This is a genomic window from Pseudomonas sp. JDS28PS106 (assembly GCF_036706555.1).
In the GTDB taxonomy this organism is placed as follows: domain Bacteria; phylum Pseudomonadota; class Gammaproteobacteria; order Pseudomonadales; family Pseudomonadaceae; genus Aquipseudomonas.
In genome coordinates this window covers 77,690-103,396 of record NZ_JBAJGT010000007.1, presented here as the reverse complement: position 1 = coordinate 103,396, position 25,707 = coordinate 77,690, and the positions used below count along the sequence as shown (strand labels likewise).

The window sequence follows — 25,707 nt, the reverse complement described above, 5'->3', positions numbered from 1 at the left end:
AACACCTATGGGCCTGGTTGTTCATACAGTTCCGTGTGTCGCATGGCCTGTGGATAACTCTGTGTGCAACCCTTGGAAATACTCCGCAATCCCGTAACCGGCATGGGCTACAGGCCATCACCCGTTTTTGGACCTCGGTTTGCCGACCGGCACACCAGTGAAAGTCAAGCATAAAAGTTTCCATGGGGCGCTGAGAGGCCCGGATTCCGGGGCTTTCAGCCATTTGCAGTTGCCCCCGGATTTTGTGGGCCTGACTGTGGATAAGATGGGCAAAAACTCGCACAGCCCTTGTAGATCGTGGGCTGCAGCGTATTGATCATTATTTGTACAGTCGGTGCGGTGCGCGGTTTGCCAGCAGCGCCGGCTTGATCCGTGAGGACCCGCACGGGCATGCTTCGGCCTTCGTTATCGACCTATCAACCAGACGCGCCTTTCAGGAGAACCCAATGACTTCCACAGTATTCATCACCGGCGCCACGTCCGGCTTCGGCGAAGCCTGCGCCCGCCGCTTTGCCGAAGCAGGCTGGTCGCTGATTCTTACAGGCCGTCGCAAGGAGCGCCTGGATGCGTTGAGCGCCGAGCTGTCCGGCAAGACCCGCGTGCACACGCTGGAGCTGGATGTGCGTGATCGCGCGGCGATGGAAGAGGCTATCGCCAATCTGCCTGAAGAGTTCGCCAGCATCCAGGGACTGATCAACAACGCGGGTCTGGCGCTGGGTATCGATCCGGCGCCGAAATGCAGCCTGGACGACTGGGACACCATGATCGACACCAACGTCAAAGGTCTGGTCTACACCACGCGCCTGCTGCTGCCGCGCCTGATCGCTCATGGCCGGGGCGCCAGCATCGTCAACCTGGGTTCGGTCGCGGGCAACTACCCGTATCCGGGCGGCAACGTGTACGGCGGCACCAAGGCGTTCGTCGGGCAGTTCTCGCTGAACCTGCGCAACGATCTGGTCGGTACCGGCGTGCGCGTTACCAACCTTGAGCCGGGCCTGTGCGAAAGCGAATTCTCGCTGGTGCGTTTCGGTGGAGACCAGTCCAAGTATGACGCGACCTACGCGGGTGCCGAGCCAATCCAGCCGCAGGACATCGCCGAGACCATTTTCTGGATCATGAACACCCCGGCGCACGTCAATATCAACAATCTGGAACTGATGCCGGTCAGCCAGACCTGGGCCGGTTTCGCGATCGACCGTACTCGCGCCGGCGCCTGATCAGCCCGGCAGCGCGGTCGTCAATGGCGCCCCGCTGCCGCGGTTCTGTAGCCAGTCGGCCAAGCCGATGTAGCAGGTCGCCAGATGGTAGGGCGTGGTGGAGGGCATGTCGCTGCGGCTGATCGCGCCCTCGGCGCTCAGGCACTCATGCCAGCCGCCAGCATGCAGGAAACGCTGGCGCAGCGCATCCATCTGCTCCGCGGGCTGCGTCCCGCTCTGCGGGTGCAGCGCCAGCGCGCGAAGATACTCCGCTTGCGCCCAGATCCGCTGCGTGCCATCCAGCACGCCGCCTTCCAGCGTCAGCATGGCAGCCACCGCGCCTGTGCGCGGGTCGACGCCTTGCGCTTCGGCGTGCAGGAAAGCCCGTGTCAGCGAGTCATGCAGAGGCCGGTCATGCATGTCCGGCGAGGTTTGCAGCAGAAAGAACCACTCGAACTGATGCCCCGGCTCATACCAGTTATCCACAGATCCCAGCGGCTTCTCCAGCATGACACCGGTCTGCGGGTCGACGAAACGCTCCTGCATATTCGCCACCAGACCGTTCAGGGCGGACTGGGTTACAGGGTCGGGACGCAATGACAACGTCGCCATGAAGGCTTCGGCCAGGTGCATTAATGGATTCTGCAAAGGTCCGCTGCCCAGCGAAGACCAATCCTCATCCAGCTGCGCTTCGTACAGTCCGGCGCCATCGGCGAAACGTTCGCGTACCACTTCCAGCGCAGCGTCCAGCGCTGATTGGGCCAGAGGCTCGCCGGTCCGCGCCCAGTAGTGGGCGCAGGCGAAGATGACGAACGCGTGGGAATAAAGATCCTTGCGCCGGTCCAGCGGCTTGCCTTCGGGGTCGACGCTGTAGAACCAGCCGCCATGCTCGGCATCATGAAAATGCCGCTGGAGCGAGCGGAACAGCGCGTCGGCGCGATCGCGGGCCCCGGTGACACCAGGGTGATCGATCAGGCTGGAAAACACGAACAACTGACGCGCGCACGCCATGGCGCGGTAGCGCTGCGGGGGCAGCGGTCGATGATCGGCATCCAGCGCTTCGTAGGGCAGCGCCAGTTGCGAATTCCAGCCCGGACCCTGCCACAGAGGCACTATCACGCGCAGGAAATGCGCCTGCAGATCGGCGAAAACGGCGTTCGGTTCGGGCGGAAGGGCGGAGCTGGAGGCGTGGGGCATCGGCTGGCGTCGCGACAGAGTTTGAATGCGCGACATGTTAGCAGGATTGCCGCTTCGGAAATCCCTTGCGAACACCGCGCGTCCGGCTCCGGACGCGCGATTTCGAACCTCAGGCCGCGGTCAGCAGCCCCTGGCGCTCGATGAAGGCGATGATCTGGTCCAGCCCGTGGCCGGTTTTCTGATTGCTGAAGACGAAGGGCTTCTCGCCGCGCATCCGTCGGGTGTCGCTGTCCATCATCTCCAGCGACGCGCCCACGAGCGGCGCGAGATCGGTCTTGTTGATCACCAGCAGGTCGGATTTGCAGATCCCCGGCCCACCCTTGCGAGGCAGCTTGTCGCCGGCCGAGACGTCAATCACGTAGATCGTCAGGTCCGAGAGTTCCGGGCTGAAGGTCGCCGACAGGTTGTCGCCCCCGGATTCGACGATGATCAGATCCAGGCCTTCGAAACGCCGGTTGAGCTGATCGACGGCTTCCAGGTTGATCGAGGCATCTTCGCGAATGGCCGTGTGCGGGCAACCGCCGGTTTCTACGCCGATGATTCGCTCTGGCGCGAGGGCCTCATTGCGTACCAGGAAATCCGCGTCCTCGCGGGTATAGATGTCGTTGGTGACGACTGCCAGGTTGTAGCGGTCACGCAGGGCCAGGCACAGGGCCAGGGTCAGCGCCGTCTTGCCGGAACCGACCGGGCCGCCGATGCCGACGCGCAGGGGTTGGCTGTTCATTGAGTTCTCCATGAGTGTTTCAGGACCGGAACAACCGGCTGTATTGACGTTCGTGAGCCATGCTCGCCAGCGCCAGCCCGAAAGGCGCGCTGCCAAGGTGGCGACTATTCAGAGCGCTGGCTTGCTCCTGCGCCCGCTGCAACAGCGGCAACAGCTCGCTGGTCAGGCGCTGCGCGGCCTGCTGCCCGAGGGGCAGGGTCTTCATCAGCACGGCCAGCTGGTTTTCCAGCCAGCTCCACAGCCAGGCGGCGAGGGCGTCCTGCGGGCTGATCCGCCAGGCGCGCGCGGCCAGCGCCCAGCCCAGCGCCAAGTGCGGCTCGCCGGTCCGGGCCAGAAAACTTCGCGCCGGCGCATCCAGTTCCGGCAAGCCGTTGAGCAGTTGCTGGAGCGAATAGCCCATCTGCCGGCTTTCCAGGTGCAGTTCGCGGGTTTCGCGACTGGCGCGATGCTCCTCGCTCAACTGCCACAGTTCGCCCCAGTCCTCGTCGGCGGCTGCGGTGCAGTGAGCGAGCAGCAGAGGCGCTTCGAAGCGGGCCAGATTGAGCAGCAACTGATCGCCGATCCAGCGGGCCGCCGATTGCGGGTCGACCACGACGGAGTTTTCCACAGCCATTTCCAGACCCTGGGAATAGCTGTAGCCGCCGATGGGCAACTGCGGGCTGGCCAGACGCAGCAGCGCCCAGGCGCGATTCATGTACGCACGCCGAACTGATGCAGGCGCGGTGGGTAATTGAAATCTTCTTCCCCGGCACGCGAGTGATGATGGCCGCCCCCGTAAGCGCCATGTTCAGGCTGGAAGGGCGCTTCGATGGTTTCGCTGGTGGCGCCGAGCTGATCGAGCATGGCCTTGAGCACGTAGTCATCCAGCAAGCGCAGCCAGCCGTCACCGACTTGCAGCGCGACGTGGCGGTTACCCAGGTGATAGGCCGCCCGCGTCAGCTCGAAAGCGCTCTGGCAGGTGACGTGCAACAGCGTCTCTGGCCGCGCGCAGACGCGCACGATGCGGCCGTCTTCGGCTTGCAGGAAATCGCCGTCGCGCAGCGGTGGCTGGCCGCGTTCCAGAAACAGACCGGTGTCTTCGTTCTCGGCACTGAAACAGCGCAGGCGACTCTTGCTGCGCGCTTCATAATTGAGGTGCAGCTCAGCCGCCCACTCGTTTTGCGGTTCGATTCTCTTGTGGATAACCAGCATCTGACGCTTCCGGCTGTTTGCAATGCTTCAAGACAGAGCAAGGGGCTTGCCAATAGTGCATGCGTGCGGAAATGACTGTAGGAAGCGGGTGACAGGAACCCAGAATTGCGCTGAAGTGCTTATTAACGGTGCGGTTTTTTAACGGCGCACTAAAAAAGTGCCGCTCCGCGGCACATCGCGGCTAAAGCCGCTCCTACGGGATTGCGTGACCTGTAGGAGCGGCTTTAGCCGCGAGGCGTCGGCACGTCCAAGTACGCGACCCCAACACCGCCGTCAATCGTGACTACCCAGCCCCCGCCAGTGCCGTGCACCTATAAAGATAAAGCGCAGTTGCTGGGTAATCTTGGCGTGAGGCGTGAGATGGGGTGCAAGGTTGTCGGAAGGCGGGTCGATCAGTTCAGGCAACATGGCAAACACACTCTTGACCACCAGGTCGGCAATGATTGCCAGGGCATCGGCGTTCAAGTGTCGCCATTTGGGCATGGTCGCCAGATCCGCCGCCAAGTCGGCGCTGATGCCTTCGCGCAGCGCCCCGAGCGCCTGACGGACCCGCAGCGAACCGCCGTACTGCTCGCGAGCGAGAAACAGAAACTGCGAGCGGTTGGCGGCAACCTTGTCGAGAAAAATCCGCACCGATGCATGAATCAGCCCGCCCACCGCGAACTCGTTCTGCCGCACCAGGCGGATGGTTTCGCGAAACGTCTGCCCGACTTCACTGACCAGTGCCAGACCGAGCTGATCCATATCCTCGAAATGTCGGTAGAAACCGGTCGGAACGATGCCCGCGGTTCGCGCCACTTCACGCAGGCTCAGGCTGCCAAAGCCACGGCCGCTCTCCATCAGCTGGTGCGCGGCGTCGAGCAGGGCTCTGCGGGTCTGTTGTTTCTGTTCGGCGCGGGGAAGCATGGAACGGGCAGTCTGCAAATGATGAGATTGGGGAGCACTCTAGCAAATGCGCTTCTCCCACGTCGAAGGCATTTCCGGTCCGCGACGCGAAAGGCTTTTCCAGGCCCGATGCTGCCCTGGTCTGACCGCTTGACGAGACGGCAACAGCGACGGACCGGGGACGATTTCAGTGCTGATTGCCTCTCCAATCAAACCCTTGAGGATTTCATCAGTCGAAACAACCAAGTCGTACTCAACGTGCCAGGGTCGGGGCGTTGTTTTTAGGGGAGTCACGCATGACGCGCAGCCGCAAGATTTTCGCCTGGATCGCCGCCACCCTGTTGGTGTTGCTGGTCCTTCTGGTCGTTTTGATCGCCACCTTCGATTGGAATCGCCTCAAACCCACCATCAACGAAAAGGTCAGCGAAGCATTGCATCGGCCGTTCGCCATCAATGGCAATCTGGACGTGCAATGGCAGCGGGAGCCGGAGCTGGGTGGTTGGCGCGCGTGGGTGCCGTCGCCGCATTTCGTGGCGGACGACCTGACGCTCGGCAACCCGGACTGGTCGAAAACGCCGCAGATGGTCACGCTTGATCGCGTGGAATTTCGCCTGTCGCTGTTGCCGTTACTGGCCCAGCACGTGGTCATTCCGCGTATCGACCTGACCGGGCCGCAGGCGAAGCTGGAGCGACTGGCGGATGGCCGGGCGAACTGGACGTTCGATCTGCCGGAATCGGACCCGAATGCCGAGCCGTCAAAATGGGTGATGGATATCGGCGCGATCAAGTTCGACAAGGGGCTGGTCGGCTACGACGATCGGGTCCTGAACACGCAACTGGACGTCGCCATCGACCCGCTGGGCCAGCCCATTCCGTTCAGCGACATCGTGGGCAGCAGCGAAGCGAAGAAAACCGAAGAGAAGGGCGCGGCCGCTCAGGACTATGCGTTCGGGCTGGCGGTGAAAGGGCAGTATCACGGACAGAAGCTTAGCGGCACCGGCAAGATCGGCGGTCTGCTGGCACTCAAGGACGCGACTCAGCCATTTCCGGTCCAGGCCGACGTCAAGGTGGGCAACACTCACGCGGCGATCGCCGGCACCTTGACCGATCCGCAGAACCTTGGCGCGCTGGACCTCAGGCTGAAGCTGTCCGGCGCGACCTTGAGCGACCTGTATCCGCTGACCGGCGTGACGCTGCCCGACTCTCCCGCATATTCCACCGATGGCCGGCTGATCGCCAAGCTTCGGGAGCCAACCGGCGCCAGCTTCAGCTATCAGGGGTTCAACGGCAAGATCGGCAACAGTGACATTCATGGCGACCTGACCTTCGTGTCAAGCCAGCCCCGACCCAAGCTCAGCGGCAAGCTTGTTTCCAACCAGTTGCTGTTCACTGACCTTGCACCGCTGATCGGCGCCGATTCCAATGCCGAGCAGAAAAAGCGCGGCGGAGAGAGCAAGCAGCCAACAGGCAAGGTCTTGCCGGTCGAGGAATTCCAGACCGACCGCTGGCGGGCGATGGATGCCGATGTCGAATTCACCGGCAAGCGCATCGTGCAAAGCCCCGAGCTGCCGTTCACCGATCTCTATACCCATGTGGTACTCGATGATGGGCAACTGAACCTGGTTCCGCTGCGTTTCGGCGTAGCAGGGGGCAAGCTTGATGCCGATATCCGGCTCAACGGCCAGACAACGCCTCTGCAAGGTCGGGCCAAACTGTCGGCGCGCGGCTTCAAGCTCAAGCAATTGTTCCCGACGTTCGAGCCGATGCAGACCAGCTTCGGCGAACTGAATGGCGATGCGGACATCAGCGGCCGTGGTAATTCGGTAGCCGCTCTGCTGGGTACGGCCAACGGCGACCTGAAAATGCTGGTCAACGATGGTGCGATCAGCCGCAGCCTCATGGAAATCGCCGGCCTGAACGTCGGCAACTATGTCGTGGGCAAGCTGTTCGGTGACCAGGATGTGAAGATCAACTGCGCGGCGACCGATTTCGGTATCAAGGACGGTCTGGCGACCAGCCGCCTGTTCGTGTTCGACACGGAAAACGCCGTCATCTATATCGACGGCACGGCCAACATGAAGTCCGAACAACTGGACCTCAAGATCACGCCCGAGTCGAAAGGCTTCCGGATCTTCTCGCTGCGCTCGCCGCTGTATGTTCGCGGGCCGTTTGCGAGTCCTGGCGCCGGGGTTGAATCCGGTCCCTTGCTGCTGCGCGGCGCGGGCATGGTGCTGCTGGGCGCAACGGTAGGTCCGGCGGCGGGGCTGTTGGCGCTGCTGGCGCCGGGTGACAGTGAAGAACCCAACAAATGCGGGCCGTTGCTGGAACAGATGAAGGCGGGCAAGGCGCCCAAGACGGTGAGGTAATGATCGCCAGCAAGCCGGGCTCCTGTAGGAGCCAGCTTGCTGGCGATAACCGCGTTACAGATCGTTCAGGATGTCAGCCATGTCATCGGCATGTTCTTCTTCCTGCGCAAGAATCTCTTCGAAGATGCGCCGCGTCGTCGGATCGCTTTCGCCAACGTACTGAATGATCTCGCGATAGCTGTCGATGGCGATCCGCTCGGCCACCAGGTCTTCGTAGACCATTTCCTTAAGCGTCGTGCCCGCGACATATTGCGCATGGGAATTGCGCGACAGGGTGTCGGGGTTGAATTCCGGCTCGCCGCCCAGTTGCACGATTCGCTCGGCCAGCTTGTCGGCGTGCTCGGCTTCCTGTTGCGCATGCTCTAGAAACTCGGAAGCGGCCACACTGGCCTTCAGGCCGGTCGCCATGTAGTAGTGGCGCTTGTAGCGCAGGGTGCAGACCAGCTCGGTCGCCAGTGCTTCGTTCAGCAGGCGCAGGACAGTTTCCCGGTCCGCGCTGTAGCCTTCGGTCACCGCGCCGTTCTCGACGTTCTGACGCGCACGCTGGCGCAAACTGTTCACATCGCTCAGTTGAGGTGCAGAAATCATGGGTGTGTCTCCAGACTCATCAGGGAAGGTGTGTCCCGCTCTGTGTGCCGCGTGGCGGGATCATCAGCAGATGGGAGTCCTCGGAGCAGAAGAAAGTTTTACTGAATGCTTCAGCTATTGCTTTTTGCAGGTTTGTAAAAAAATTAAGAAACGAGCGCGGCGGCATGCGGTCCCAAACGTGAGACTTAAAAAACCTGGAGAGAAAAAATGCTCAAGTTCTTGGGAAGCACCGTTGGCATCATTTTTCTGATCGGTCTAATCGTGGTCATCGCGCTGTTCAAGCTGGTGTTCTGATTCAGAGCCATAAAAAACCCGGTGCCTGACACCGGGTTTTTTGTGGACGCTGGAACCCTTACTTGGCGCGCTCGTTCTCTTCGCGCTGTTCGCAAGTCATGAAGCCCTTGTTGGTCACGCGGCCGTCGCTGTTGAAGCTGACGTGGTAAACCTGCTGGTGGCCGTCCTTGGTCATTACGTAATTGTTGCAGGTGCCCGGATGAACCTTGCGCTGTACGCGTGAGGAGGGTTCGCCGCCGATGGTCAGCACCTGTTGCTGGGTCATGCCTTCCTCGACACGCTTGACCAGCGGCTCATCACGATAGGTCACGTAGTCCACCGGATTCTGCACAGTCGTGCTGCCGCAACCGGCCATGGTCATCAATACGCAGCTTGCTGCCAGGATTTTCTTGTACATCGTTCTCGCTCCGCGTCAGAGAGCCGATCTTGGCTCGTTACCGCTTGGAGCAGCCAGGCTGCGCGAGAGTTCGATAAATTGATGGCGATGAGGCACCACCTTCAGCCGGTCTTATTCCTCTTGCCTCTCGGCAAACACCGCTATGGTTGAAAAAACGCCGCCAGGGCCGCGGCGTCCAGCACATGGAGGTCTCCGATGGCAGAAGAACAAGCGACGCGTTACCCGTTGGTGCTCGTACCCGGTCTGCTGGGTTTCGTACGGTTTGTGGTTTATCCCTACTGGTTCGGCATCGTAAAGGCGCTCGAACGGGGCGGGGCGACGGTGCTGCCAGTGATGGTATCAGGCGTCAACTCCACCGAAATCCGGGGCGAACAGCTGTTGAAGGTGATCGAACGGACCATTCGTGACACCGGCGTCGCCAAGGTCAATCTGATCGGCCACAGCCAGGGCGCTCTCACCGCGCGCTACGTAGCGGCGCGGCGACCCGACCTGGTGGCGTCGGTCACCTCCGTCGCCGGGCCGAACTCTGGTTCGGAGCTGGCGGATTACCTGGAGCGCACCTTTCCGGTCGGCACGCCGGGCGGACGCGTGGTGAACGCGATCATCGGGCTGCTGGCCTGGCTGATCAGTGTGTTTGAAACCGGTTATCGCGGGCCGAAACTGCCGACGGATGTTTCCGCCTCCCATCAGTCGCTGACCTCGGCCGGCGTTGCGCTGTTCAACCGCCAATACCCTCAAGGACTCCCGGAAACATGGGGTGGGCAGGGCGCGGAACTGGTCAACGGCGTCCGCTATTACTCCTGGTCCGGCATCCTGAAACCGGGCATTACCAATCGTGGGCGCAACCTGATCGACGGGACAAACGTAACTTGTCGAATATTCGCTCGCACGTTCATAAACGAGCGGGGTCAATCTGATGGCATGGTCGGACGATTCAGTTCACACCTGGGCACCGTCATCGGGGATGACTTTCCGCTCGACCATTTCGACATCGTCAACCAGACCCTAGGGCTGGTGGGCAAAGGCGCAGATCCCGTGCGCCTGTTCATGGAACACGCCGCGCGCCTCAAGGCTGCCGGTCTCTAGCTCTTTTGGGCCTTGGTTCGTAATCAGCCGATCAGCGTATCGGCCAGGAAGTGATGCGATGAGCGATAAAGAACTGTATGAAATCGAGTACACCCTTGCGGGTGAGCACCACGTGGACGTTATCGAGAATCTGGATGTGCCGATCATCGAGATCGTGCATGAGCTTGCGCAAAAGCATCATGTCGAGCTGGACGACGACCCCGACCCGGCGACCGGCGAGCTGATCGCCGGCATCACCGATGTGTCGATTCATGGAGTATCGATCACTGCTCCGGAGGGAGAGGAAGCCGGGCCTCCAGCCTAGCCGGCCTTGCGCGACAGCGGTGTCGTCCAGCGTTCCGCCAGGATGACGCCGAGGAGCGTCAAAGCGCCGCCGTACAGGTGATACAGCGCCAGACGTTCCCCAAGAGCCACGGCCGCGATGAGCGCCGTGGCGATTGGCATCAGATTGAAGAACAACGTCGTGCGGCTCGGCCCCAGGCGTATGATCGAGGTCATCCACAGCCAGGGTGCAAGCATAGAGGTTGGGATCGCAGCATATAACACCAGCGGCACGTTGCTGGCGTTCAATCCCGCTTTTGGCGACAACACGAACAGCGGCAGCAGCACCACGATGGCGACCAGAATCTGCATGTACAACAACTGCAAAGGCGGCAAGCGCAACTGCCATTTCTTCAGCAGCGTGCTGTAGACCGCATAGGCGGCCGCTGCAACCAGCACCATCGCGTCGCCCCGATTGACGCCTTGCTCGATCAACCCCTCCAGGTTGCCCGCCGAAACCACCACCACTACACCCCCGAACGAAATCAGCGCACCCAACAAGGCACCGAACGTGAGCCGATTGCCGAGCGTCGCGATCGACAGCCCCAGCGCCATGACCGGCACCAGTGACTGAATGATCCCCATGTTGGTGGCGGTCGTCATGCCGGCGGCGAAGTAGGCCAGGCTCTGGTACAGGGCCATGCCCAGTACGCCCAGAATCACGATCTTGCCCAGCATCGGCCGAATGAGCGCGCGGTTGGCCCAGACCGGGCCGAGCATGAAGGGCGTGAACAGCAGGCCGGCCAGGACCCAGCGATAGAAGCCGATTTCAGAGGGAAAGATCACGTCGGCCGCGGCCTTGGTGATGACGGTGTTCACGGCCCATATCAGGATGGTCAGCAGAGGGAAGGCGTATTGCATGGGAAAACCGGTGCGCAAGGGGGGAGCGATTATCCGGGTGCTGACGCTGAATGCCAGCCCGGCGGTCGTGAAACTGGACATATCCTGCAACAAGCGCGGCTACACTTGAACAGCGTGCTGTTCCACAAGGAGCGATCCATGAAGATATTTGCGAGTGCGGTAGTGCTTGGTCTGCTGTTGGTCAATCCGGTGTTCGCCGCTACAGAGCAGCAGAACAAGATGACCACCTGCAATGCCGACGCATCGGCCAAAGGCCTCAAGGGTGACGAGCGCAAGACTTACATGAGCGGCTGTCTCAAGGCGGCGCCTCCACCGGCTGCCACGCAGCAGGACAAGATGAAGACCTGCAATGCGACCGCCAGCGCCCAGGCGCTCAAGGGCGACGCACGCAAGAGCTTCATGAGCGATTGTCTCAAGAAGAAATAATTTCACGATGCGGGCGTGGCAATGCCCGAGTCGGCTTCCGGTGCCGTGAATACGGCGCTTGTCGATTCTTTCCTTTCGCCCGGCACGCGTTTCCCGCAGCGTGCCGCTTCCGAACGCCTTGCAGATCACTGGTCCTCGGCCCTGAAGGCTGGCAGACTGCCGTCTTCTTTGTGTCGCCCGTTGAGGATCTATGCCAACGTTTTCCCCGCGTCAGGTGTTAATCGCCAGCTGGATTCTCATTTTTGGCGGTTTGCTGCTGGTGCTGCCGTTCAAGCTCCTGCCCAGTCTGTTGGCGGGGCTGCTGGTCTTCGAACTGGTCAACATGCTCACCCCCAAACTGCAACGACTGATCTCCGGCGAGCGCGCGCGCTGGCTGGCGGTGGCGTTGCTGGGCACCATCGTGGTCAGCATTCTGAGCCTGATATTCGCCGGCGCCTTCAGCTTTGTTCTGCATGAAGCCGAGAACCCCGGCGCTTCGCTGGACAAGTTCATGACCCTGATCGATCGCGCGCGCGGTCAGTTGCCACCGTTCATCGACGCTTACCTGCCGGCCAGCGCCGCGGAATTCCAGGTGTCGCTGGGCCAGTGGCTGCAAAAGCACGTCGGCGAGCTGCAGATGATCGGCAAGGGCGCCGCGCACATGTTCGTGACCATGCTCATCGGCATGGTGCTCGGTGCGATCATCGCCTTGCAGCGGATCTCCGAAAAGCACACCCGCAAACCGCTGGCGGCGGCGCTGTTCGACCGCCTGTATCTGCTGAGCCGGGCGTTCCGCAACATTGTCTTCGCGCAGATCAAGATCTCGCTGCTCAACACTGCGTTCACTTCGGTGTTCCTGGCGATCGTCCTGCCACTGTGCGGGATTCACCTGCCGTTGACCAAGACCCTGATCATCATGACCTTCCTGCTCGGCCTGCTGCCGGTGGTGGGCAACCTGATGTCCAACACGCTGATCTTCATCGTCGGTATGTCGATTTCGATCTGGGTCGCGCTGGCCGCCCTGACGTACTTGATCGTCATTCACAAGGTCGAGTATTTCCTGAACGCCCGGATCGTCGGCGGCCAGATCAACGCGAAATCCTGGGAGCTGTTGCTGGCAATGCTGCTGTTCGAAGCCGCGTTCGGCCTGCCGGGGGTGGTGGCCGGGCCGATCTATTACGCGTATCTGAAGAGCGAGTTGCAGAAAGAGGGGTTGGTCTAGCAGACACAACCCCCCTACCGTAGGAGCCACCGGGGCGGCGTTCCGCCTTGCTGGCGATCCGGCGCGCCGCCAGATCGCTGGATCGCCAGCAAGCTGGCTCCTACGGGGATCTGTGTTACATCGAGCCGTACCGCTTCTTCGCTTCGATCGCCAGCCCGCTGCCGATGCTGCCGAAGATATTGCCTTCGACGTGGCGGGCGTTGGGCAGCATGGCCGAGACGCTGTTGCGCAATGCCGGAATGCCGCTCGAACCGCCGGTGAAGAACACGGTGTTGACCTGATCCAGGCCGACGCCGGCGTCGGCCAGCAAGCGGGTCACGCTGTCGCGCACGCGCTCAAGCTGCGCCTCGATGGCCGCTTCGAACAAGGCACGGCTCAGGTCGACGCTCAGACCGCTCTCGATCCGGTCCATCGCCACGTGCCGGCTCTGCTCGTGAGTGAGCTGAATCTTGGTTTCCTCGACTTCCATCGCCAGCCAGTGTCCGGCGCGCTGTTCGATCAGCCTGAACAGCCGGTCGATGCCACCGGTGTCCTCGATGTCATAACGCATGCTGCCCAGCGCCAGCTGGGACTTCTGCGAGTACACCGAGTTGATGGTGTGCCAGGTCGCCAGGTTCATGTGATGGCTGGTGGGCATGAAGGCGCCGCTTTTCATGCGGCTGCCGTAGCCGAACAAGGGCATGACACCTTGCAGACTCAGTTGCTTGTCGAAGTCGGTACCGCCGATGTGCACGCCGCCGGTGGCGAGGATATCGTCCTGGCGATCATCGCGGACGCGTCGCTCCGGGGACAGACGAACCAGCGAGAAGTCCGAGGTCCCCCCGCCGATATCCACGATCAGCACCAGTTCTTCACTCTCGATGCCGGACTCGTAATCGAATGCAGCGGCAATCGGTTCGAACTGGAATGACACGTCCTTGAAGCCGACCTTGCGGGCGACTTCAGCCAGCGTGTCTTCGGCTTCCTGATCGGCCTGGGCGTCCTCGTCCACGAAATGCACCGGACGGCCCAGCACGACCTGCTCGAATTCCCGGCCCGCAGTGTGCTCGGCGCGTTTCTTGAGCTCACCGATGAACAGACCCAGCAGATCCTTGAACGGCATCGCGGTGCCCAGCACGCTGGTGTCGTGCTTGATCAGCTTGGAACCCAGCAGGCTCTTGAGCGAGCGCATCAACCTGCCTTCGTAGCCCTCCAGGTATTCGTGCAATGCCAGACGACCGAACACCGGACGACGCTCTTCCAGGTTGAAGAACACCACGGAAGGCAGAGTGATCTTGTCGTCCTCCAGCGCAATCAGCGATTCCACGCCGGGGCGATGCCAGCCGACGGTGGAGTTGGACGTGCCGAAATCGATGCCGCAGGCACGGGCCGGGGATTGGTCGTTCATGTCGTTTTACGTTCCACTGAAAAAACGGCCGCGCAGTTTATGTCAGCGCGACGCAATTGCGTAGGGCCGCTGGCCGATTACAGGGATGGTCGGCGGTATACGCCCATCGAAGAGGTGTCCGAGAAATGAACGATCGGCCGCTGCGCTTCAGTGATTGCCGTCATTTCCCGATACACTCTGCAACTCCGGCCCGGATAGGCCCTCCTATCAGCCGTGGGCCGGGGCATGCACAGGCGGGACAATCGGGAATGGGTGAGCGCTAGATGGATTTCAAAGACTATTACAAGATACTCGACGTCGAGCCGACGGCGGATGAAAAGGCGATCAAGACCGCCTACCGCAAGCTGGCCCGCAAGTATCATCCGGACGTCAGCAAGGAAGCGGGCGCCGAGGATAAGTTCAAGGAAGCCTCAGAAGCCTATGAAGTGCTCAGCAGCCCTGAAAAGCGCGCCGAGTATGATGATCTGCGCAAGTACGGCCGCCAGGGACGCTTCCAGCCGCCGCCCGGCTGGCACAGCCGCTCGGGTGGCGGTGGTTTCGACGAGACTACCGACTTCTCCGAGTTCTTCAGCTCGATCTTCGGTGGACGGCAGCAACAGCAGGGCGGTCGCACCCGTAACCCTGGGCGCAAGGGACAGGATGTGGACATGGAACTGGCGATTTTCCTTGAGGAAACCCTGTCCGGCGAGTCCAAGCAAGTCAGCTTCCGCGTGCCGCAGCACAGCGCCGGCGGGCAGCGCATGGCGGATATCACCAAGACTCTGAACGTGAAGATTCCGGCAGGCGTGGCGGACGGCGAGCGTATCCGGCTCAAAGGCCAGGGCGCGCCGGGCATAGCGGGCGGCGAGAAGGGCGATCTGTACCTGACCATCCGCCTGGCGCCTCATCCCCTGTTCGAAGTGGAAGGTCACGATCTGGTGATCCAGGTCCCGTTGGCGCCCTGGGAAGCCGCGCTGGGCACCAAGGTCGCGGTGCCGACCCTGACCGGCAAGATCAACCTGACCATCCGCCCGGACAGTCAGAATGGTCAGCGTTTGCGGGTCAAGGGCAATGGCCTGATGACCAAGAGCGGCGAACGCGGCGATCTTTATGCGCAGCTGAAGATCGTCATGCCGAAGCACACCGATGACGCGACCAGAGCGCTGTGGCAAAAGCTGGCGGACAAAGCCGCGTTCGATCCCCGGGCGCAGTGGAAGTAACGCGGCGTTAGCGCCGGCCCTGTCGCGAGCAAGCTCCCTCCCACGGGCGAATGCGTTAACCGTGGGAGGGAGCTTGCTCGCGACAGCCGTTATGCGGTCTGTCAGACCCGCGGCAACACCACGCTGAATGTCGTACCGTCACCCACGGTCGAGGTAACGGTAATGCTCCCGCCATGAGCGTTGACCACTTCCTTGACGATGAACAACCCCAGGCCCAGGCTGGTGGACGGGCTGCGGGCGTCGACGTTCTCGCTGACGCTGCGCACCAGCGGGTCGAAGATGGTGGCGATGGCGTCTTCGGCAATCGGCAAGCCATTGTTGTGAACGTCAAGCCGCACCACGCTTTCGTCGCCCGCTACCCGCACCCTGATCTGGTGATCGGCCGCGCCGTGTTGCAGGGCATTGCCGATCAGATTCTGCAACAGCTGCCCGATGCGGGCGGCGTCCCATGATCCGTGAGTGTCGCCGTCGACTTCAAAAACGGGCGAGGAGTCAGGCACGCCCGCGCAAGCCTCGTCGATCGCATCACGGCAGGCCTCGGCCAGGTTCATGCGCTTGCGATCCACCGGCAGACCTGCGCCCAGACGGCTTTTCACGAATTCCAGCAGGTCCGCGACCATGGTGCCCATATGGCGGGCGCTGCTTCTGATCTGGGTAACGTAGTATCTGGCCTTGTCATCCATCTCCGTTTTGCGGGAGAGCAATTCGGCAGACATGCCAATTGCCTGCAAAGGCGCGCGCAGGTCGTGACCCAGAATCGCCAGAAACATGTCCCGTGAGCGAGAAACGCGGTCGGCATAGGCCGCGGTGGATTCAGCCAGCGCTTCATCGATGGCTTCGTTGAAGCGCACCACATCCTGGAAATCGTCCAGCCGGGGCGTAGCCAGACTTTCGACCCACAGCCTGATCACGCTGGCGCGCAAGTGGCGGAACTCGGACGTCATCTGCACCAGATCGAAGCCTACCTCATGGCGCAGTTCGCCGTGGCTGGCCGCGGCCTGATCCAGGCTGGGCGAGCCGCTGTCGAGTTCGCCGCGAGCCTTGGCCATCTGCTCGCTCGCCGTCTGGTCGCGCGACATGTCCCGCGCTGCCGCCAGCAGTATGGATTTGGCATGGTCCCGCAGTTCAACCGGTGTCATGGTGTCGGCGGCAGGCTTCAGACTCCTGGCGAAGTCCTCCCACTCGTCGACGATACGATCCACGTGGTGAACGATGAATTGGGGAAGGCGCATGGCCGCTTACCTGGCAGAGGGCAGATTCGGGAGGCGCATATTACTCTTTGCCGCAAGCGCCCAACAGCAATGTTTATCGGCTCGTCAGTACGACGCTTGAGCCTTCGTCCCGCCCCAGGGCAGACGGGACGATCAGCCGTCAGAACAGGAAGTAGCGCTGCGCCATGGGCAGCACATCGGCGGGCTCGCACCACAGCAATACGCCGTCGGCCTTGACCTGGTAAGTCTGCGGGTCCACGTCGATGTCCGGCAGGTAATCGTTATGGATCAGGTCTTTCTTCTGCACGCTACGGCAGCCCTTCACCACGCCGATCTGTTTGCGCAGGCCCAACGACTGCGGCACACCCGCCTCGAACGCCGCCTGGCTGATGAACGTGAGGCTGGTGGCATGCAACGAACTGCCGTAGCTGGCGAACATCGGGCGATAGTGCACCGGCTGCGGCGTGGGGATCGAGGCGTTGGCATCGCCCATCAGGCTGGCGGCGATGGCACCACCCTTGAGGATCAGGCTGGGCTTGACCCCGAAGAAGGCCGGGCGCCACAGCACCAGGTCAGCCCATTTGCCGACCTCGACCGAGCCCACTTCATGACTGATCCCGTGAGTGATCGCCGGGTTGATGGTGTACTTGGCGATGTAGCGCTTGGCGCGGAAGTTGTCGTTGCCTGGCGCATCTTCGGGCAGCGGGCCGCGCTGGCGTTTCATCTTGTCGGCGGTCTGCCAGGTGCGCAGGATCACTTCGCCGACCCGGCCCATGGCCTGGCTGTCGGAGCTGAGCATCGAGAACGCGCCCAGGTCATGGAGGATATCTTCAGCTGCGATGGTTTCGCGACGAATGCGGCTTTCGGCGAAGGCCACGTCCTCGGCGATGCTGGGGTCCAGGTGATGACAGACCATCAGCATGTCCAGATGCTCGTCGATGGTGTTGCGGGTGAACGGCCGGGTCGGGTTGGTCGAGCTGGGCAGCACGTTGGGCGAGCCGCAGGCCTTGATGATGTCCGGCGCATGGCCGCCACCGGCGCCTTCGGTGTGATAGGTGTGAATGGTGCGGTTCTTGAACGCCGCGAGCGTGGTCTCGACGAAGCCGGACTCGTTCAGGGTGTCGGTATGAATCGCGACCTGCACGTCGTACTCGTCCGCGACGCTCAGGCAGTTGTCGATGGCCGCCGGTGTGGTGCCCCAGTCTTCATGCAGCTTGAGGCCGATCGCACCCGCCTTGACCTGCTCGATCAGCGGACCGGGCAGGCTGGCGTTGCCCTTGCCGGTAAAGCCGATGTTCATCGGAAACGAATCGGCGGCCTGGAGCATGCGCGCCATGTGCCACGGCCCCGGCGTCACGGTCGTCGCGTTGGTGCCGGTCGCCGGGCCGGTGCCGCCGCCGATCATGGTGGTCACGCCGCTCATCAAGGCTTCTTCGATCTGCTGCGGGCAGATGAAGTGGATATGCGTGTCGACGCCGCCTGCGGTCAGGATCATGCCCTCGCCGGCGATGATCTCCGTGGATGCGCCGATGGCGATGGTCACGTCCGGCTGGATATCCGGGTTGCCGGCCTTGCCGATGGCGGCGATGCGACCGTCCTTGAGGCCGACGTCGGCCTTGACGATCCCCCAGTGATCGATGATCAGCGCGTTGGTGATCAAGGTGTCGACCACCTCGGCAGCCAGCAGCTGGCCCTGGCCCATGCCGTCACGGATGACCTTGCCGCCGCCGAACTTGACCTCTTCACCATAAGTGGTGAAGTCCTTCTCGACCTCGATCCACAATTCGGTATCGGCCAGGCGCACCTTGTCGCCGACGGTAGGGCCGAACATGTCGGCGTAGGCTTGACGGCTTATCTTCATTTCGGGGTCCCAGAGTTGGAGGGGGTGAATTGGGTTGGGGGTAAGAGCTGCAAGCGGCAAGCTGTAAGCTGCAAGTAAAAGCGGACCGCGAACACCGTCAGGTCTCTTGCTTGAAGCTTGCCGCTTGCCGCTTGCCGCTTGCCGCTTAAAGCCGCCCCATGACGCGTCCGGCAAAGCCGTACACCTTGCGCAGTCCGGCCAGGTCCACGAGCTCCACTTCTCGCGACTGTCCCGGCTCGAAGCGCACCGCGGTGCCGGCCGGGATGTTCAGGCGCATGCCGCGGCTGGCGGCGCGGTCGAAGGTCAGCGCGTCGTTGGTTTCGAAGAAGTGAAAGTGCGAGCCCACCTGAATGGGCCGGTCGCCACTGTTGGCCACCGTCAGGCTGAGGGTGCGCCGGCCGGCATTGAGTTCGATATCGCCGGGTCGGATCTGGTATTCGCCAGGGATCATGTCGGTTGCCCCAAGGTTTTGAAGTAAATGGCGGTCGGCCGATAGCGACCGTCCGGCGTTGCGCAGTAGTCCGGCAGTTCGCCGACACGGGTGTAATCCAGCGCCCGGTAGAAGGCTTCGGCCGGTGAGTCGGCCTCGGTGTCGAGGTACAGCAATCCGCGCTTGTGCTTGATCGCCGCCTGCTCGACGGCCGCCATCAGCTGTGTGCCCAGCCCCCGACCGCGTGCGCGGGTAAGGACCATCAGCTTCTGCACTTCGGCGCGGTTGAGCCCGTTGGGCTTCTGGCACAGGGCGAGCTGCACCGAGGCGATAACACGCTCGTCTTCGACGATGACCCAGAGCAGCAGGCTGCCGTCGGCCACGTCGGGCTTGAGTGCGTCGCACCAGCGCCAGGCCTGGGCCGTGTCGATGTCGGCCATGAATCCTACGGACGCGCCGTTCTGCACCGTCTCGATCAGCAGCGTTGCCAGGCCGTCCCGATAGTGGGCGAAGCTTTCCGAGGTCACGCGTCGTAGCTGTGCAGGATTCATGAGAGCGTCCTAGAGGGGTTGAGGAGCTTGCGATGCTGGCGCTCGTGCGCCGGGCGACAGGTCAAGCTGCATGAAAGTCAGGTCCAGCCAGCGACCGAACTTGGTACCGACCTGGGGCATCTGACCGGTGATGCTGAAACCCAGACGCTCGTGCAGGGTGATGGAGGCGGCGTTACCGCTTTCGATGGCCGCCACCATCATGTGCTTGTCGCACGCGCGGGCGCGCTCGATCAGCGCGGCCATGAGTCGTGGCCCGAGGCCCTTGCCGCGCTGGTCGGCGCGCACGTAGACCGAATGCTCGACGGTGTGGCGAAAACCTTCGAAGGGGCGCCAGTCACCGAACGATGAATAACCCAGTACTTCGCCAGCGTCGTCCACCGCCACCAGAATGGGGTAGGCCTGGGCCTGTCGGGCTTCATACCAGGCCTGACGGTTCGCCAGGTCGACCGGCATTTCGTTCCAGATCGCGGTGGTGTTGAGCACCGCGTCGTTATAGATGGCGAGCACGCCGGGCAGATCGGCCGGCAACGCATCGCGGATCACTTCAGTCATGCGGTTTCCTCAGGCAATCGGCTGATGCACGGTGACCAGTTTGGTGCCGTCCGGGAAGGTGGCTTCTACCTGAATTTCCGGAATCATTTCGGGGATCCCTTCCATGACCTGCTCGCGAGTCAGCAGGGTGGTGCCGTAGTGCATCAGGTCGGCGACGGTCTGGCCGTCACGCGCGCCTTCGAGCAAGGCTGCGGAGATGTAGGCCATCGCTTCTGGATAGTTCAGCTTCAGTCCGCGCGCCAGTCGGCGCTCGGCAACCATGCCGGCGGTGAAGATCAGCAGTTTGTCTTTTTCGCGGGGAGTCAGGTCCATTGGGGTTCCGTCGTTTCGAATTCATTTAGCCACGGGCGTGACAGATCTGTAGGAGAGCGGTTTCAGCCGCGAAGGGCCGCTCCTGACGAGTCGTCGAACGCCACCTTCATGTATTCCAGATCCTCGGCGTCACCGCCTCGCGTCCCAGCAGGGCCGGGCGCAGTCGTTTCCAGATCTCGATCAGCCACGCTCGGGCATGCAACGCCTCATCGGCCAGGCAGCGGGCCACGATCAACCCCGGCAATTGGGTCAGGTCGCCACGTACAGGATGGGGCAGCGCCAGCGAGCGGCAGCTGTCGAGCAGGTCTGCATTGGCCTCTCCGGTCATCAGCAGCGTGGCGAAGACTGTCCTGCCGTCGAGGCCGATGGCCGAGTCCAGCAGACCGTCGCCGCCCACAATGCGCTGGCGCTCATGCCAGAGCAACTGGCCGTCGCGTCTGATATCCAGATGCGACTGAAAATGCCCGCGATCGAAACGCTCGGCGCTGGCCGGGCGACCCAGCGCCACCACGTCCCAATAGCACAACCGGGCATCGCCCCGCAGATCGATGCGGGTGGTCAGTTCGGCCTGGGCGTTGCTGAAGACGATGGTTTCCTGAGGCAGCCACTCCAGCGTAGCGCCGGGCTCGACGCGCAGGTCCAGAGTCTGGAAGGCGGGGCTCGCCGCACGATACCACTTGGCCGCACCGGGGCTGGTGAGTTGTGCCCAGGCGTTGCGGCCGACATCGGCGGAGATGTCGAGCCGGTCGCCGCCGGCGATTCCGCCGGGGGGATGAACGATGATGTGCTGACACACCTCGGGTCCCTCGGCATACAGATGCTTCTGCACCCGCAACGGACCTTTGTGCCGACGCTGAACCGGCCGGGTGCTGTCACCGAAACGCCCATAGCCCAAGGCAAGCTCGGCGTGCCAGCTGGGCGTGAACAGGGCGGAGTTGGCAGGCAGATTCATGGCTTGCTCATTCAAGGGCGGGGGACGGCACGATAACCGAATGTCGCATCAGATGGTTACCAGCCCGCGCACGCCTTCTGCTTCCATGTTCTCGCCGCGTCCCTGCTGGACAATCTCGCCGCGGGACATCACCAGATACTGATCGGCCAGTTCGGCGGCGAAGTCATAGAACTGCTCCACCAGCAGGATCGCCATGTCGCCGCGCTCGGCCAGCTTCTTGATCACCGCGCCGATCTCCTTGATCACCGAAGGCTGGATACCTTCGGTGGGCTCGTCGAGAATCAGCAAACGCGGGCGACTCGCCAGGGCACGACCGATTGCCAGTTGCTGTTGCTGACCGCCGGACAGATCGCCGCCGCGCCGATGCTTCATCTGCAACAGCACCGGGAACAGCTCATAGATGAACGCCGGGACTTCCTTCGCTTCGGAACCGGGGAAGCGCGACAGGCCCATCAACAGATTTTCCTCGACGGTCAGGCGGCCGAAGATTTCCCGACCCTGCGGTACGTAGGCAATACCGGCATGTACTCGCTGGTGCGGCTTGAAACCGGTGATGGTCTTGCCTTCCCATTGCACCGAGCCTTCCTTCGCGGGCAGCAGGCCCATCAGAACGCGCAGCAGCGTGGTCTTGCCCACCCCGTTGCGGCCCAGCAGACAGGTGACTTCGCCTACTTTCACATCGAAGGACAGCCCACGCAGGATGTGGCTGCCGCCGTAATACTGGTGAAGCTTTTCTACTTGGAGCATCGGTCGGATTTCCTTCCAGTGGGAAGGAGCTTGCTCGCGACTGCGGTGGGTCAGTGATGATTGACGTGACTGTTACACCGGTCGCGAGCAAGCTCCCTCCCACAATTGTTCATATGCGAGAGAGGCGGCGAAAAGCCTCAACGTCCGAGATAAACCTCGATCACCCGCTCATCCGCCTGCACATCCGCCAGCGAACCTTCGGCGAGGACGCTGCCTTGGTGCAGGACGGTGACGTGGTCGGCAATGGAGCCGACGAAGCCCATGTCGTGCTCGACGACCATCAGCGAATGCTTGCCCGCCAGGCTCTTGAACAGCTCGGCGGTGAACTCGGTTTCGGCGTCGGTCATGCCGGCGACCGGCTCGTCGAGCAGCAGCAGTTGCGGGTCCTGGACCAGCAGCATGCCGATCTCCAGGAACTGCTTCTGGCCGTGGGACAGCAGACCGGCCGGTCGATGGCTGGAGCTCGTCAGGCGGATGGTTTCCAGCACCTGATCGATGCGGTCAAGCTGTTCGCCGCTCAGCCGCGCACGCAGACTGGCCCACACCGACTTGTCGGTTTTCTGCGCCAACTCCAGGTTCTCGAACACGCTCAGCGCCTCGAACACCGTCGGTTTCTGGAACTTGCGTCCGATGCCGGCCTGGGCGATCTGCACTTCGCTCATGTGCGTGAGATCCAGCGTCTCGCCGAACCAGGCGTTGCCATGGCTGGGCCGGGTCTTGCCGGTGATCACATCCATCAGCGTGGTCTTGCCCGCGCCGTTGGGTCCGATGATGCAGCGCAGCTCGCCGACGCCGATGTACAGGTTCAGATCATTGAGCGCCTTGAAGCCGTCGAAACTGACGCTGATGTCTTCCAGGGTCAGGATGGTGCCGTGGCGGGTGTTGAGCCCCTTGCCGGCGCTTTTCCCAAGACCCACGGCATCGCGGCTGGTGCCGGCATCGGAGTTGGGGTCCAGGATGGGCTCCAGCATCAGGGAGGGGGAGGGCATGCCTTTCATTGCTCGCTCCGTTTTTTCAACAGGCCGATGACGCCCTTGGGCAGATACAGGGTGACGATGATGAACAGCGCCCCCAGGAAAAACAGCCAGTATTCCGGGAAGGCCACGGTGAACCAGCTCTTCATGCCGTTGACCAGACCCGCGCCCAGCAGCGGACCGATCAGGGTTCCGCGTCCACCCAGGGCGACCCAGACGGCCGCTTCGATGGAGTTGGTCGGCGACATCTCGCTGGGGTTGATGATGCCAACCTGCGGTACGTACAAGGCGCCGGCCAGACCACAAAGCACGGCGCTCAGGACCCAGACGAACAGCTTGAAGCCGCGCGGATCGTAGCCGCAGAACATCAGCCGGTTTTCCGCGTCGCGCAAGGCAGTCAGCACCCGGCCGAACTTGCTCTGCGCCAGACGCCAGCCCGCATACAGGCTGGCGACCAGCAGCACGACCGTCGCCAGAAACAGCACGGCGCGCGTCCCCTGCGAACTGATGCTGAAACCCAGGATGCTGCGGAAATTGGTGAAGCCGTTGTTGCCGCCGAAACCGGTTTCGTTGCGGAAGAACAGCAGCATCCCGGCGAAGGTCAGGGCCTGGGTCATGATCGAGAAGTACACGCCCTTGATCCGCGAGCGGAAGGCGAAGAATCCGAACACCAGCGCCAGCAGGCCCGGGGCAACAATCACCAGACACATGGCCCAGAGGAAATTGTCGGTGCCGGCCCAGTACCACGGCAGCTCGGTCCAGGACAGAAACGTCATGAACGCCGGTAGTCCGTCGCCCGCGGCTTCGCGCATCAGGTACATGCCCATCGCGTAGCCGCCCAGGGCGAAGAACAGACCGTGGCCGAGCGACAGCAGCCCGGCGTAGCCCCAGACCAAGTCCAGCGCCAGCGCCACGATGGCGTAGCAGAGGATCTTGCCGACCAGAGTCAACGTATAGGCCGACACCTGGAAGGCGTTGTCGGCAGGCAGCAGTGAAAGCAGCGGCATGGCCAGCAGCACGGCCAGCACCGCTATGCCCACGGCCAGCGTGCCCTTGGGTCCGACCTTTTGTGCGGCGGTCACCATCAGTGGCTGATTCATCAGTCGATCACCCGTCCTTTCAGCGCGAAAAGACCTTGCGGACGTTTCTGGATAAACAGAATGATCAGCGCCAGGATCAGGATCTTGCCCAATACCGCGCCGATCTGTGGTTCGAGGATCTTGTTGGCGATGCCCAGACCAAATGCCGCCATGACGCTCCCGGCCAGCTGGCCCACGCCGCCCAGCACCACGACCAGGAACGAGTCGATGATGTAGCTCTGGCCCAGATCCGGCCCGACGTTGCCGATCTGGCTCAAAGCGACGCCGCCCAGCCCGGCGATGCCGGAACCCAGACCGAAAGCCATCATGTCGATGCGACCCGTCGGCACGCCGCAGCACGCCGCCATGTTGCGGTTCTGGGTCACGGCGCGCACGTTCAGGCCCAGGCGCGTCTTGTTCAGCAACAGCCAGGTCAGCACGACCACGAACAACGCGAAGGCGATGATCACGATGCGGTTCCAGGGCAGTACCAGGTTGGGCAGCATCTGAATGCCGCCGGACAGCCACTGCGGGTTGGCGACTTCGACGTTCTGCGCGCCAAAGGCCAGGCGTACCGTCTGGATCAGCATCAGGCTGATGCCCCAGGTGGCGAGCAGGGTTTCCAGCGGACGACCGTACAGATGGCGAATGATGGTGCGCTCCAGCGCCATGCCGATCAGCGCCGTGACGAAGAACGCCACCGGCAGCGCGACCAGCGGATACAGCTCAAGCGCGCCCGGCGCATAGCGCTGGAACATCAGCTGCACCATGTAGGTGGAATAGGCTCCGAGCATCAGCATTTCGCCGTGGGCCATGTTGATGACGCCCAACAGGCCGAAGGTAATCGCCAGCCCCAGCGCGGCCAGCAGCAGGATAGAGCCCAGCGACATGCCGCTGAACGCCTGGCCCAGCACTTCGCCGATCAGCAGTTTGCGATTGACCTGCGCCAAACTGGTCTCAGCGGCGACGCGCACCGAGTCATTGGTTTCCACGCCCGGCGCCAGCAGTGATTCGAGACGTGTGCGGGCCAGCGGGTCGCCGGTCTCGCCCAAAAGGCGAACCGCCGCGAGTCGCACCGTCGGACTGCTGTCGACCAGTTGAAGGTTGGCGAGCGCCAAGGTCAGGGCGTCCTTGACGGCCTGATCGTTTTCCGCGGCCACACGTTGTTCGAGCAATCCCAGTTGCGCGGGACGAGCGCTTTTCTGCAATTGTCTTGCGGCGTTCAGACGCAGACCGGCGTCGGCACCCAGCAATTGATGGCTGGCCAGCGCGGTCTCGGTGAGCCCCCGCAGGCGGTTGTTCATGCGCAGCTTGCGCGGTTCATCGGCAGCGGTCACCTGCTGATCGACCGCAACGAAGCTGCCGTTCACTTCGATGAACGCGTGCTTTGCGCTGTCGACGGCAACCCTGCCGTCACTTAGAGCTTCAAGCAGTTCGATGCGTTGAGGTAAAGGATTGGCTGCCCAGGTTTCGAGCATCTCGGCCTGTTGCGAGGAACCGGCCGCGACAAAATCCCCGGCATCGCCGGCATGCGCTGCGAAGGGCAGCGACACGACCAGCATCAAGAGGAAACGGTAGAAAATGTTAAGCATGGCGTGAGGCCTGGTTTATCAATCCGGTGTATCGCACGACCGTTGTAGGAGCCAGCTTGCTGGCGATGCAAGCGGCGCGGTGTGTCTGACGCATCGCATCGCCAGCAAGGCGGAACGCCGCCCCGGT

28 protein-coding genes are annotated in these 25,707 nt (G+C 62.4%); 8 read left to right on the top strand and 20 right to left on the bottom strand.

Annotated elements, in window-relative coordinates; all coding sequences use genetic code 11:
* Window positions 1–446 precede the first annotated feature (446 nt).
* A complete protein-coding gene (locus TRP66_RS13805; RefSeq protein WP_333403154.1) occupies window positions 447–1,217 on the top strand; it encodes an SDR family oxidoreductase in 771 nt (256 codons plus the stop codon).
* On the opposite strand, the gene TRP66_RS13800 is transcribed toward TRP66_RS13805, so the two are convergent.
* From TRP66_RS13800 to TRP66_RS13780, 5 genes are all read right to left on the bottom strand, one after another.
* Window positions 1,218–2,429, bottom strand: coding sequence for an AGE family epimerase/isomerase (locus TRP66_RS13800; protein WP_333403152.1), 1,212 nt, complete (start codon window positions 2,427–2,429; stop codon window positions 1,218–1,220).
* Between the two features lie 73 nt (window positions 2,430–2,502).
* Window positions 2,503–3,117 (bottom strand): urease accessory protein UreG, encoded by a 615-nt coding sequence (ureG, locus tag TRP66_RS13795; protein ID WP_333403150.1) that lies wholly within the window; start codon window positions 3,115–3,117, stop codon window positions 2,503–2,505.
* Window positions 3,118–3,136: 19 nt separating this feature from the next.
* Complete coding sequence (locus tag TRP66_RS13790; RefSeq protein ID WP_333403148.1) at window positions 3,137–3,811, bottom strand: urease accessory protein UreF; 675 nt, start codon at window positions 3,809–3,811, stop codon at window positions 3,137–3,139.
* The gene (ureE, locus tag TRP66_RS13785) at window positions 3,808–4,308 is read right to left on the bottom strand and encodes an urease accessory protein UreE (RefSeq protein WP_333403146.1); all 501 of its coding nucleotides are present in this window, start codon (window positions 4,306–4,308) and stop codon (window positions 3,808–3,810) included. The genes TRP66_RS13790 and ureE overlap by 4 nt, the downstream gene beginning before the upstream one ends.
* A 273-nt stretch (window positions 4,309–4,581) precedes the next feature.
* On the bottom strand, window positions 4,582–5,214 hold the full coding sequence (locus tag TRP66_RS13780; RefSeq protein WP_333403144.1) for a TetR family transcriptional regulator: 633 nt from the start codon (window positions 5,212–5,214) through the stop codon (window positions 4,582–4,584).
* A 275-nt stretch (window positions 5,215–5,489) separates the two neighbouring features.
* On the opposite strand from TRP66_RS13780, the gene TRP66_RS13775 reads away from it, so the two are divergent.
* Entirely contained in the window at window positions 5,490–7,559 is a 2,070-nt protein-coding gene (locus TRP66_RS13775; protein WP_333403141.1) for an AsmA family protein, read from the top strand.
* A gap of 54 nt (window positions 7,560–7,613) precedes the next feature.
* Here the strand turns inward: TRP66_RS13775 and TRP66_RS13770 are convergent, their stop codons facing one another.
* Window positions 7,614–8,147: a ferritin-like domain-containing protein gene (locus TRP66_RS13770; protein WP_442965205.1), complete on the bottom strand. Its 534-nt coding sequence runs from the start codon at window positions 8,145–8,147 to the stop codon at window positions 7,614–7,616.
* Between the two features lie 207 nt (window positions 8,148–8,354).
* Here TRP66_RS13770 and TRP66_RS23605 point away from each other — a divergent pair, with 207 nt between their 5' ends.
* Entirely contained in the window at window positions 8,355–8,441 is an 87-nt protein-coding gene (locus TRP66_RS23605) for a hypothetical protein (protein WP_442965207.1), read from the top strand.
* Window positions 8,442–8,499: 58 nt separating this feature from the next.
* Here TRP66_RS23605 and osmE read toward each other — a convergent pair whose 3' ends face one another.
* On the bottom strand, window positions 8,500–8,838 hold the full coding sequence (gene osmE / locus TRP66_RS13765; RefSeq protein ID WP_333403139.1) for an osmotically-inducible lipoprotein OsmE: 339 nt from the start codon (window positions 8,836–8,838) through the stop codon (window positions 8,500–8,502).
* A 195-nt stretch (window positions 8,839–9,033) separates the two neighbouring features.
* On the opposite strand from osmE, the gene TRP66_RS13760 reads away from it, so the two are divergent.
* Together TRP66_RS13760 and TRP66_RS13755 are read left to right on the top strand one after the other, a co-directional pair.
* The gene (locus tag TRP66_RS13760; RefSeq protein ID WP_333403137.1) at window positions 9,034–9,924 is read left to right on the top strand and encodes an esterase/lipase family protein; all 891 of its coding nucleotides are present in this window, start codon (window positions 9,034–9,036) and stop codon (window positions 9,922–9,924) included.
* Between the two features lie 58 nt (window positions 9,925–9,982).
* Window positions 9,983–10,228, top strand: a complete 246-nt coding sequence (locus tag TRP66_RS13755; protein WP_333403134.1) for a hypothetical protein — start codon at window positions 9,983–9,985, stop codon at window positions 10,226–10,228.
* On the opposite strand, the gene TRP66_RS13750 is transcribed toward TRP66_RS13755, so the two are convergent.
* Window positions 10,225–11,106, bottom strand: a complete 882-nt coding sequence (locus TRP66_RS13750) for a DMT family transporter (protein ID WP_333403831.1) — start codon at window positions 11,104–11,106, stop codon at window positions 10,225–10,227. The genes TRP66_RS13755 and TRP66_RS13750 overlap by 4 nt on opposite strands.
* A gap of 138 nt (window positions 11,107–11,244) precedes the next feature.
* Here TRP66_RS13750 and TRP66_RS13745 point away from each other — a divergent pair, with 138 nt between their 5' ends.
* Together TRP66_RS13745 and TRP66_RS13740 are read left to right on the top strand one after the other, a co-directional pair.
* On the top strand, window positions 11,245–11,532 hold the full coding sequence (locus TRP66_RS13745) for a PsiF family protein (protein WP_333403132.1): 288 nt from the start codon (window positions 11,245–11,247) through the stop codon (window positions 11,530–11,532).
* A 190-nt stretch (window positions 11,533–11,722) separates the two neighbouring features.
* A complete protein-coding gene (locus tag TRP66_RS13740) occupies window positions 11,723–12,733 on the top strand; it encodes an AI-2E family transporter (RefSeq protein ID WP_333403130.1) in 1,011 nt (336 codons plus the stop codon).
* A 115-nt stretch (window positions 12,734–12,848) separates the two neighbouring features.
* Here TRP66_RS13740 and TRP66_RS13735 read toward each other — a convergent pair whose 3' ends face one another.
* Window positions 12,849–14,120, bottom strand: a complete 1,272-nt coding sequence (locus TRP66_RS13735; protein ID WP_333403129.1) for an Hsp70 family protein — start codon at window positions 14,118–14,120, stop codon at window positions 12,849–12,851.
* A 263-nt stretch (window positions 14,121–14,383) separates the two neighbouring features.
* On the opposite strand from TRP66_RS13735, the gene cbpA reads away from it, so the two are divergent.
* Window positions 14,384–15,319, top strand: coding sequence for a curved DNA-binding protein (gene cbpA / locus TRP66_RS13730; protein WP_333403127.1), 936 nt, complete (start codon window positions 14,384–14,386; stop codon window positions 15,317–15,319).
* Between the two features lie 101 nt (window positions 15,320–15,420).
* Here cbpA and TRP66_RS13725 read toward each other — a convergent pair whose 3' ends face one another.
* From TRP66_RS13725 to urtB, 11 genes are all read right to left on the bottom strand, one after another.
* Window positions 15,421–16,551, bottom strand: a complete 1,131-nt coding sequence (locus tag TRP66_RS13725) for a sensor histidine kinase (RefSeq protein ID WP_333403125.1) — start codon at window positions 16,549–16,551, stop codon at window positions 15,421–15,423.
* 139 nt (window positions 16,552–16,690) lie between these two features.
* Window positions 16,691–18,391 (bottom strand): urease subunit alpha, encoded by a 1,701-nt coding sequence (gene ureC, locus TRP66_RS13720; protein WP_333403123.1) that lies wholly within the window; start codon window positions 18,389–18,391, stop codon window positions 16,691–16,693.
* 145 nt (window positions 18,392–18,536) lie between these two features.
* Window positions 18,537–18,842: an urease subunit beta gene (locus TRP66_RS13715; RefSeq protein WP_333403121.1), complete on the bottom strand. Its 306-nt coding sequence runs from the start codon at window positions 18,840–18,842 to the stop codon at window positions 18,537–18,539.
* On the bottom strand, window positions 18,839–19,372 hold the full coding sequence (locus TRP66_RS13710; RefSeq protein ID WP_333403119.1) for a GNAT family N-acetyltransferase: 534 nt from the start codon (window positions 19,370–19,372) through the stop codon (window positions 18,839–18,841). The genes TRP66_RS13715 and TRP66_RS13710 overlap by 4 nt, the downstream gene beginning before the upstream one ends.
* Before the next feature lie 9 nt (window positions 19,373–19,381).
* Entirely contained in the window at window positions 19,382–19,924 is a 543-nt protein-coding gene (locus TRP66_RS13705) for a GNAT family N-acetyltransferase (protein WP_333403117.1), read from the bottom strand.
* A gap of 9 nt (window positions 19,925–19,933) precedes the next feature.
* Window positions 19,934–20,236, bottom strand: a complete 303-nt coding sequence (locus tag TRP66_RS13700; protein ID WP_333403114.1) for an urease subunit gamma — start codon at window positions 20,234–20,236, stop codon at window positions 19,934–19,936.
* A gap of 106 nt (window positions 20,237–20,342) precedes the next feature.
* On the bottom strand, window positions 20,343–21,188 hold the full coding sequence (locus TRP66_RS13695) for an urease accessory protein UreD (protein ID WP_333403112.1): 846 nt from the start codon (window positions 21,186–21,188) through the stop codon (window positions 20,343–20,345).
* Between the two features lie 48 nt (window positions 21,189–21,236).
* Window positions 21,237–21,935 carry an urea ABC transporter ATP-binding subunit UrtE gene (urtE, locus tag TRP66_RS13690; RefSeq protein WP_333403110.1) on the bottom strand — a complete coding sequence of 233 codons (699 nt, stop codon included), beginning with the start codon at window positions 21,933–21,935 and terminating at the stop codon, window positions 21,237–21,239.
* A 137-nt stretch (window positions 21,936–22,072) separates the two neighbouring features.
* A complete protein-coding gene (gene urtD / locus TRP66_RS13685; RefSeq protein ID WP_333403108.1) occupies window positions 22,073–22,933 on the bottom strand; it encodes an urea ABC transporter ATP-binding protein UrtD in 861 nt (286 codons plus the stop codon).
* Window positions 22,930–24,009 (bottom strand): urea ABC transporter permease subunit UrtC, encoded by a 1,080-nt coding sequence (gene urtC / locus TRP66_RS13680; protein WP_333403106.1) that lies wholly within the window; start codon window positions 24,007–24,009, stop codon window positions 22,930–22,932. Before urtC ends, urtD begins: the two co-directional genes overlap by 4 nt.
* A complete protein-coding gene (gene urtB / locus TRP66_RS13675) occupies window positions 24,009–25,580 on the bottom strand; it encodes an urea ABC transporter permease subunit UrtB (protein ID WP_333403104.1) in 1,572 nt (523 codons plus the stop codon). The genes urtC and urtB overlap by 1 nt, the downstream gene beginning before the upstream one ends.
* Window positions 25,581–25,707 lie beyond the last annotated feature (127 nt).

Bases quoted from the DNA above. Each gene is read 5' to 3' on its own strand.
- TRP66_RS13745 (WP_333403132.1), top strand. From the start codon at position 11,245: ATGAAGATATTTGCGAGTGCGGTAGTGCTTGGTCTGCTGTTGGTCAAT.
- TRP66_RS13705 (WP_333403117.1), bottom strand. From the start codon at position 19,924: ATGACTGAAGTGATCCGCGATGCGTTGCCGGCCGATCTGCCCGGCGTG.
- TRP66_RS13780 (WP_333403144.1), bottom strand. From the start codon at position 5,214: ATGCTTCCCCGCGCCGAACAGAAACAACAGACCCGCAGAGCCCTGCTC.
- TRP66_RS13805 (WP_333403154.1), top strand. From the start codon at position 447: ATGACTTCCACAGTATTCATCACCGGCGCCACGTCCGGCTTCGGCGAA.
- ureE (WP_333403146.1), bottom strand. From the start codon at position 4,308: ATGCTGGTTATCCACAAGAGAATCGAACCGCAAAACGAGTGGGCGGCT.
- TRP66_RS13725 (WP_333403125.1), bottom strand. From the start codon at position 16,551: ATGCGCCTTCCCCAATTCATCGTTCACCACGTGGATCGTATCGTCGAC.
- TRP66_RS13715 (WP_333403121.1), bottom strand. From the start codon at position 18,842: ATGATCCCTGGCGAATACCAGATCCGACCCGGCGATATCGAACTCAAT.
- urtE (WP_333403110.1), bottom strand. From the start codon at position 21,935: ATGCTCCAAGTAGAAAAGCTTCACCAGTATTACGGCGGCAGCCACATC.
- ureC (WP_333403123.1), bottom strand. From the start codon at position 18,391: ATGAAGATAAGCCGTCAAGCCTACGCCGACATGTTCGGCCCTACCGTC.
- TRP66_RS13710 (WP_333403119.1), bottom strand. From the start codon at position 19,372: ATGAATCCTGCACAGCTACGACGCGTGACCTCGGAAAGCTTCGCCCAC.
- urtD (WP_333403108.1), bottom strand. From the start codon at position 22,933: ATGAAAGGCATGCCCTCCCCCTCCCTGATGCTGGAGCCCATCCTGGAC.
- TRP66_RS13755 (WP_333403134.1), top strand. From the start codon at position 9,983: ATGAGCGATAAAGAACTGTATGAAATCGAGTACACCCTTGCGGGTGAG.
- TRP66_RS13695 (WP_333403112.1), bottom strand. From the start codon at position 21,188: ATGAATCTGCCTGCCAACTCCGCCCTGTTCACGCCCAGCTGGCACGCC.
- cbpA (WP_333403127.1), top strand. From the start codon at position 14,384: ATGGATTTCAAAGACTATTACAAGATACTCGACGTCGAGCCGACGGCG.
- TRP66_RS13735 (WP_333403129.1), bottom strand. From the start codon at position 14,120: ATGAACGACCAATCCCCGGCCCGTGCCTGCGGCATCGATTTCGGCACG.
- TRP66_RS13750 (WP_333403831.1), bottom strand. From the start codon at position 11,106: ATGCAATACGCCTTCCCTCTGCTGACCATCCTGATATGGGCCGTGAAC.
- osmE (WP_333403139.1), bottom strand. From the start codon at position 8,838: ATGTACAAGAAAATCCTGGCAGCAAGCTGCGTATTGATGACCATGGCC.
- TRP66_RS13800 (WP_333403152.1), bottom strand. From the start codon at position 2,429: ATGTCGCGCATTCAAACTCTGTCGCGACGCCAGCCGATGCCCCACGCC.
- TRP66_RS13775 (WP_333403141.1), top strand. From the start codon at position 5,490: ATGACGCGCAGCCGCAAGATTTTCGCCTGGATCGCCGCCACCCTGTTG.
- ureG (WP_333403150.1), bottom strand. From the start codon at position 3,117: ATGAACAGCCAACCCCTGCGCGTCGGCATCGGCGGCCCGGTCGGTTCC.
- TRP66_RS13760 (WP_333403137.1), top strand. From the start codon at position 9,034: ATGGCAGAAGAACAAGCGACGCGTTACCCGTTGGTGCTCGTACCCGGT.
- TRP66_RS23605 (WP_442965207.1), top strand. From the start codon at position 8,355: ATGCTCAAGTTCTTGGGAAGCACCGTTGGCATCATTTTTCTGATCGGT.
- TRP66_RS13740 (WP_333403130.1), top strand. From the start codon at position 11,723: ATGCCAACGTTTTCCCCGCGTCAGGTGTTAATCGCCAGCTGGATTCTC.
- TRP66_RS13770 (WP_442965205.1), bottom strand. From the start codon at position 8,147: ATGATTTCTGCACCTCAACTGAGCGATGTGAACAGTTTGCGCCAGCGT.
- urtC (WP_333403106.1), bottom strand. From the start codon at position 24,009: ATGAATCAGCCACTGATGGTGACCGCCGCACAAAAGGTCGGACCCAAG.
- TRP66_RS13700 (WP_333403114.1), bottom strand. From the start codon at position 20,236: ATGGACCTGACTCCCCGCGAAAAAGACAAACTGCTGATCTTCACCGCC.
- urtB (WP_333403104.1), bottom strand. From the start codon at position 25,580: ATGCTTAACATTTTCTACCGTTTCCTCTTGATGCTGGTCGTGTCGCTG.
- TRP66_RS13790 (WP_333403148.1), bottom strand. From the start codon at position 3,811: ATGAATCGCGCCTGGGCGCTGCTGCGTCTGGCCAGCCCGCAGTTGCCC.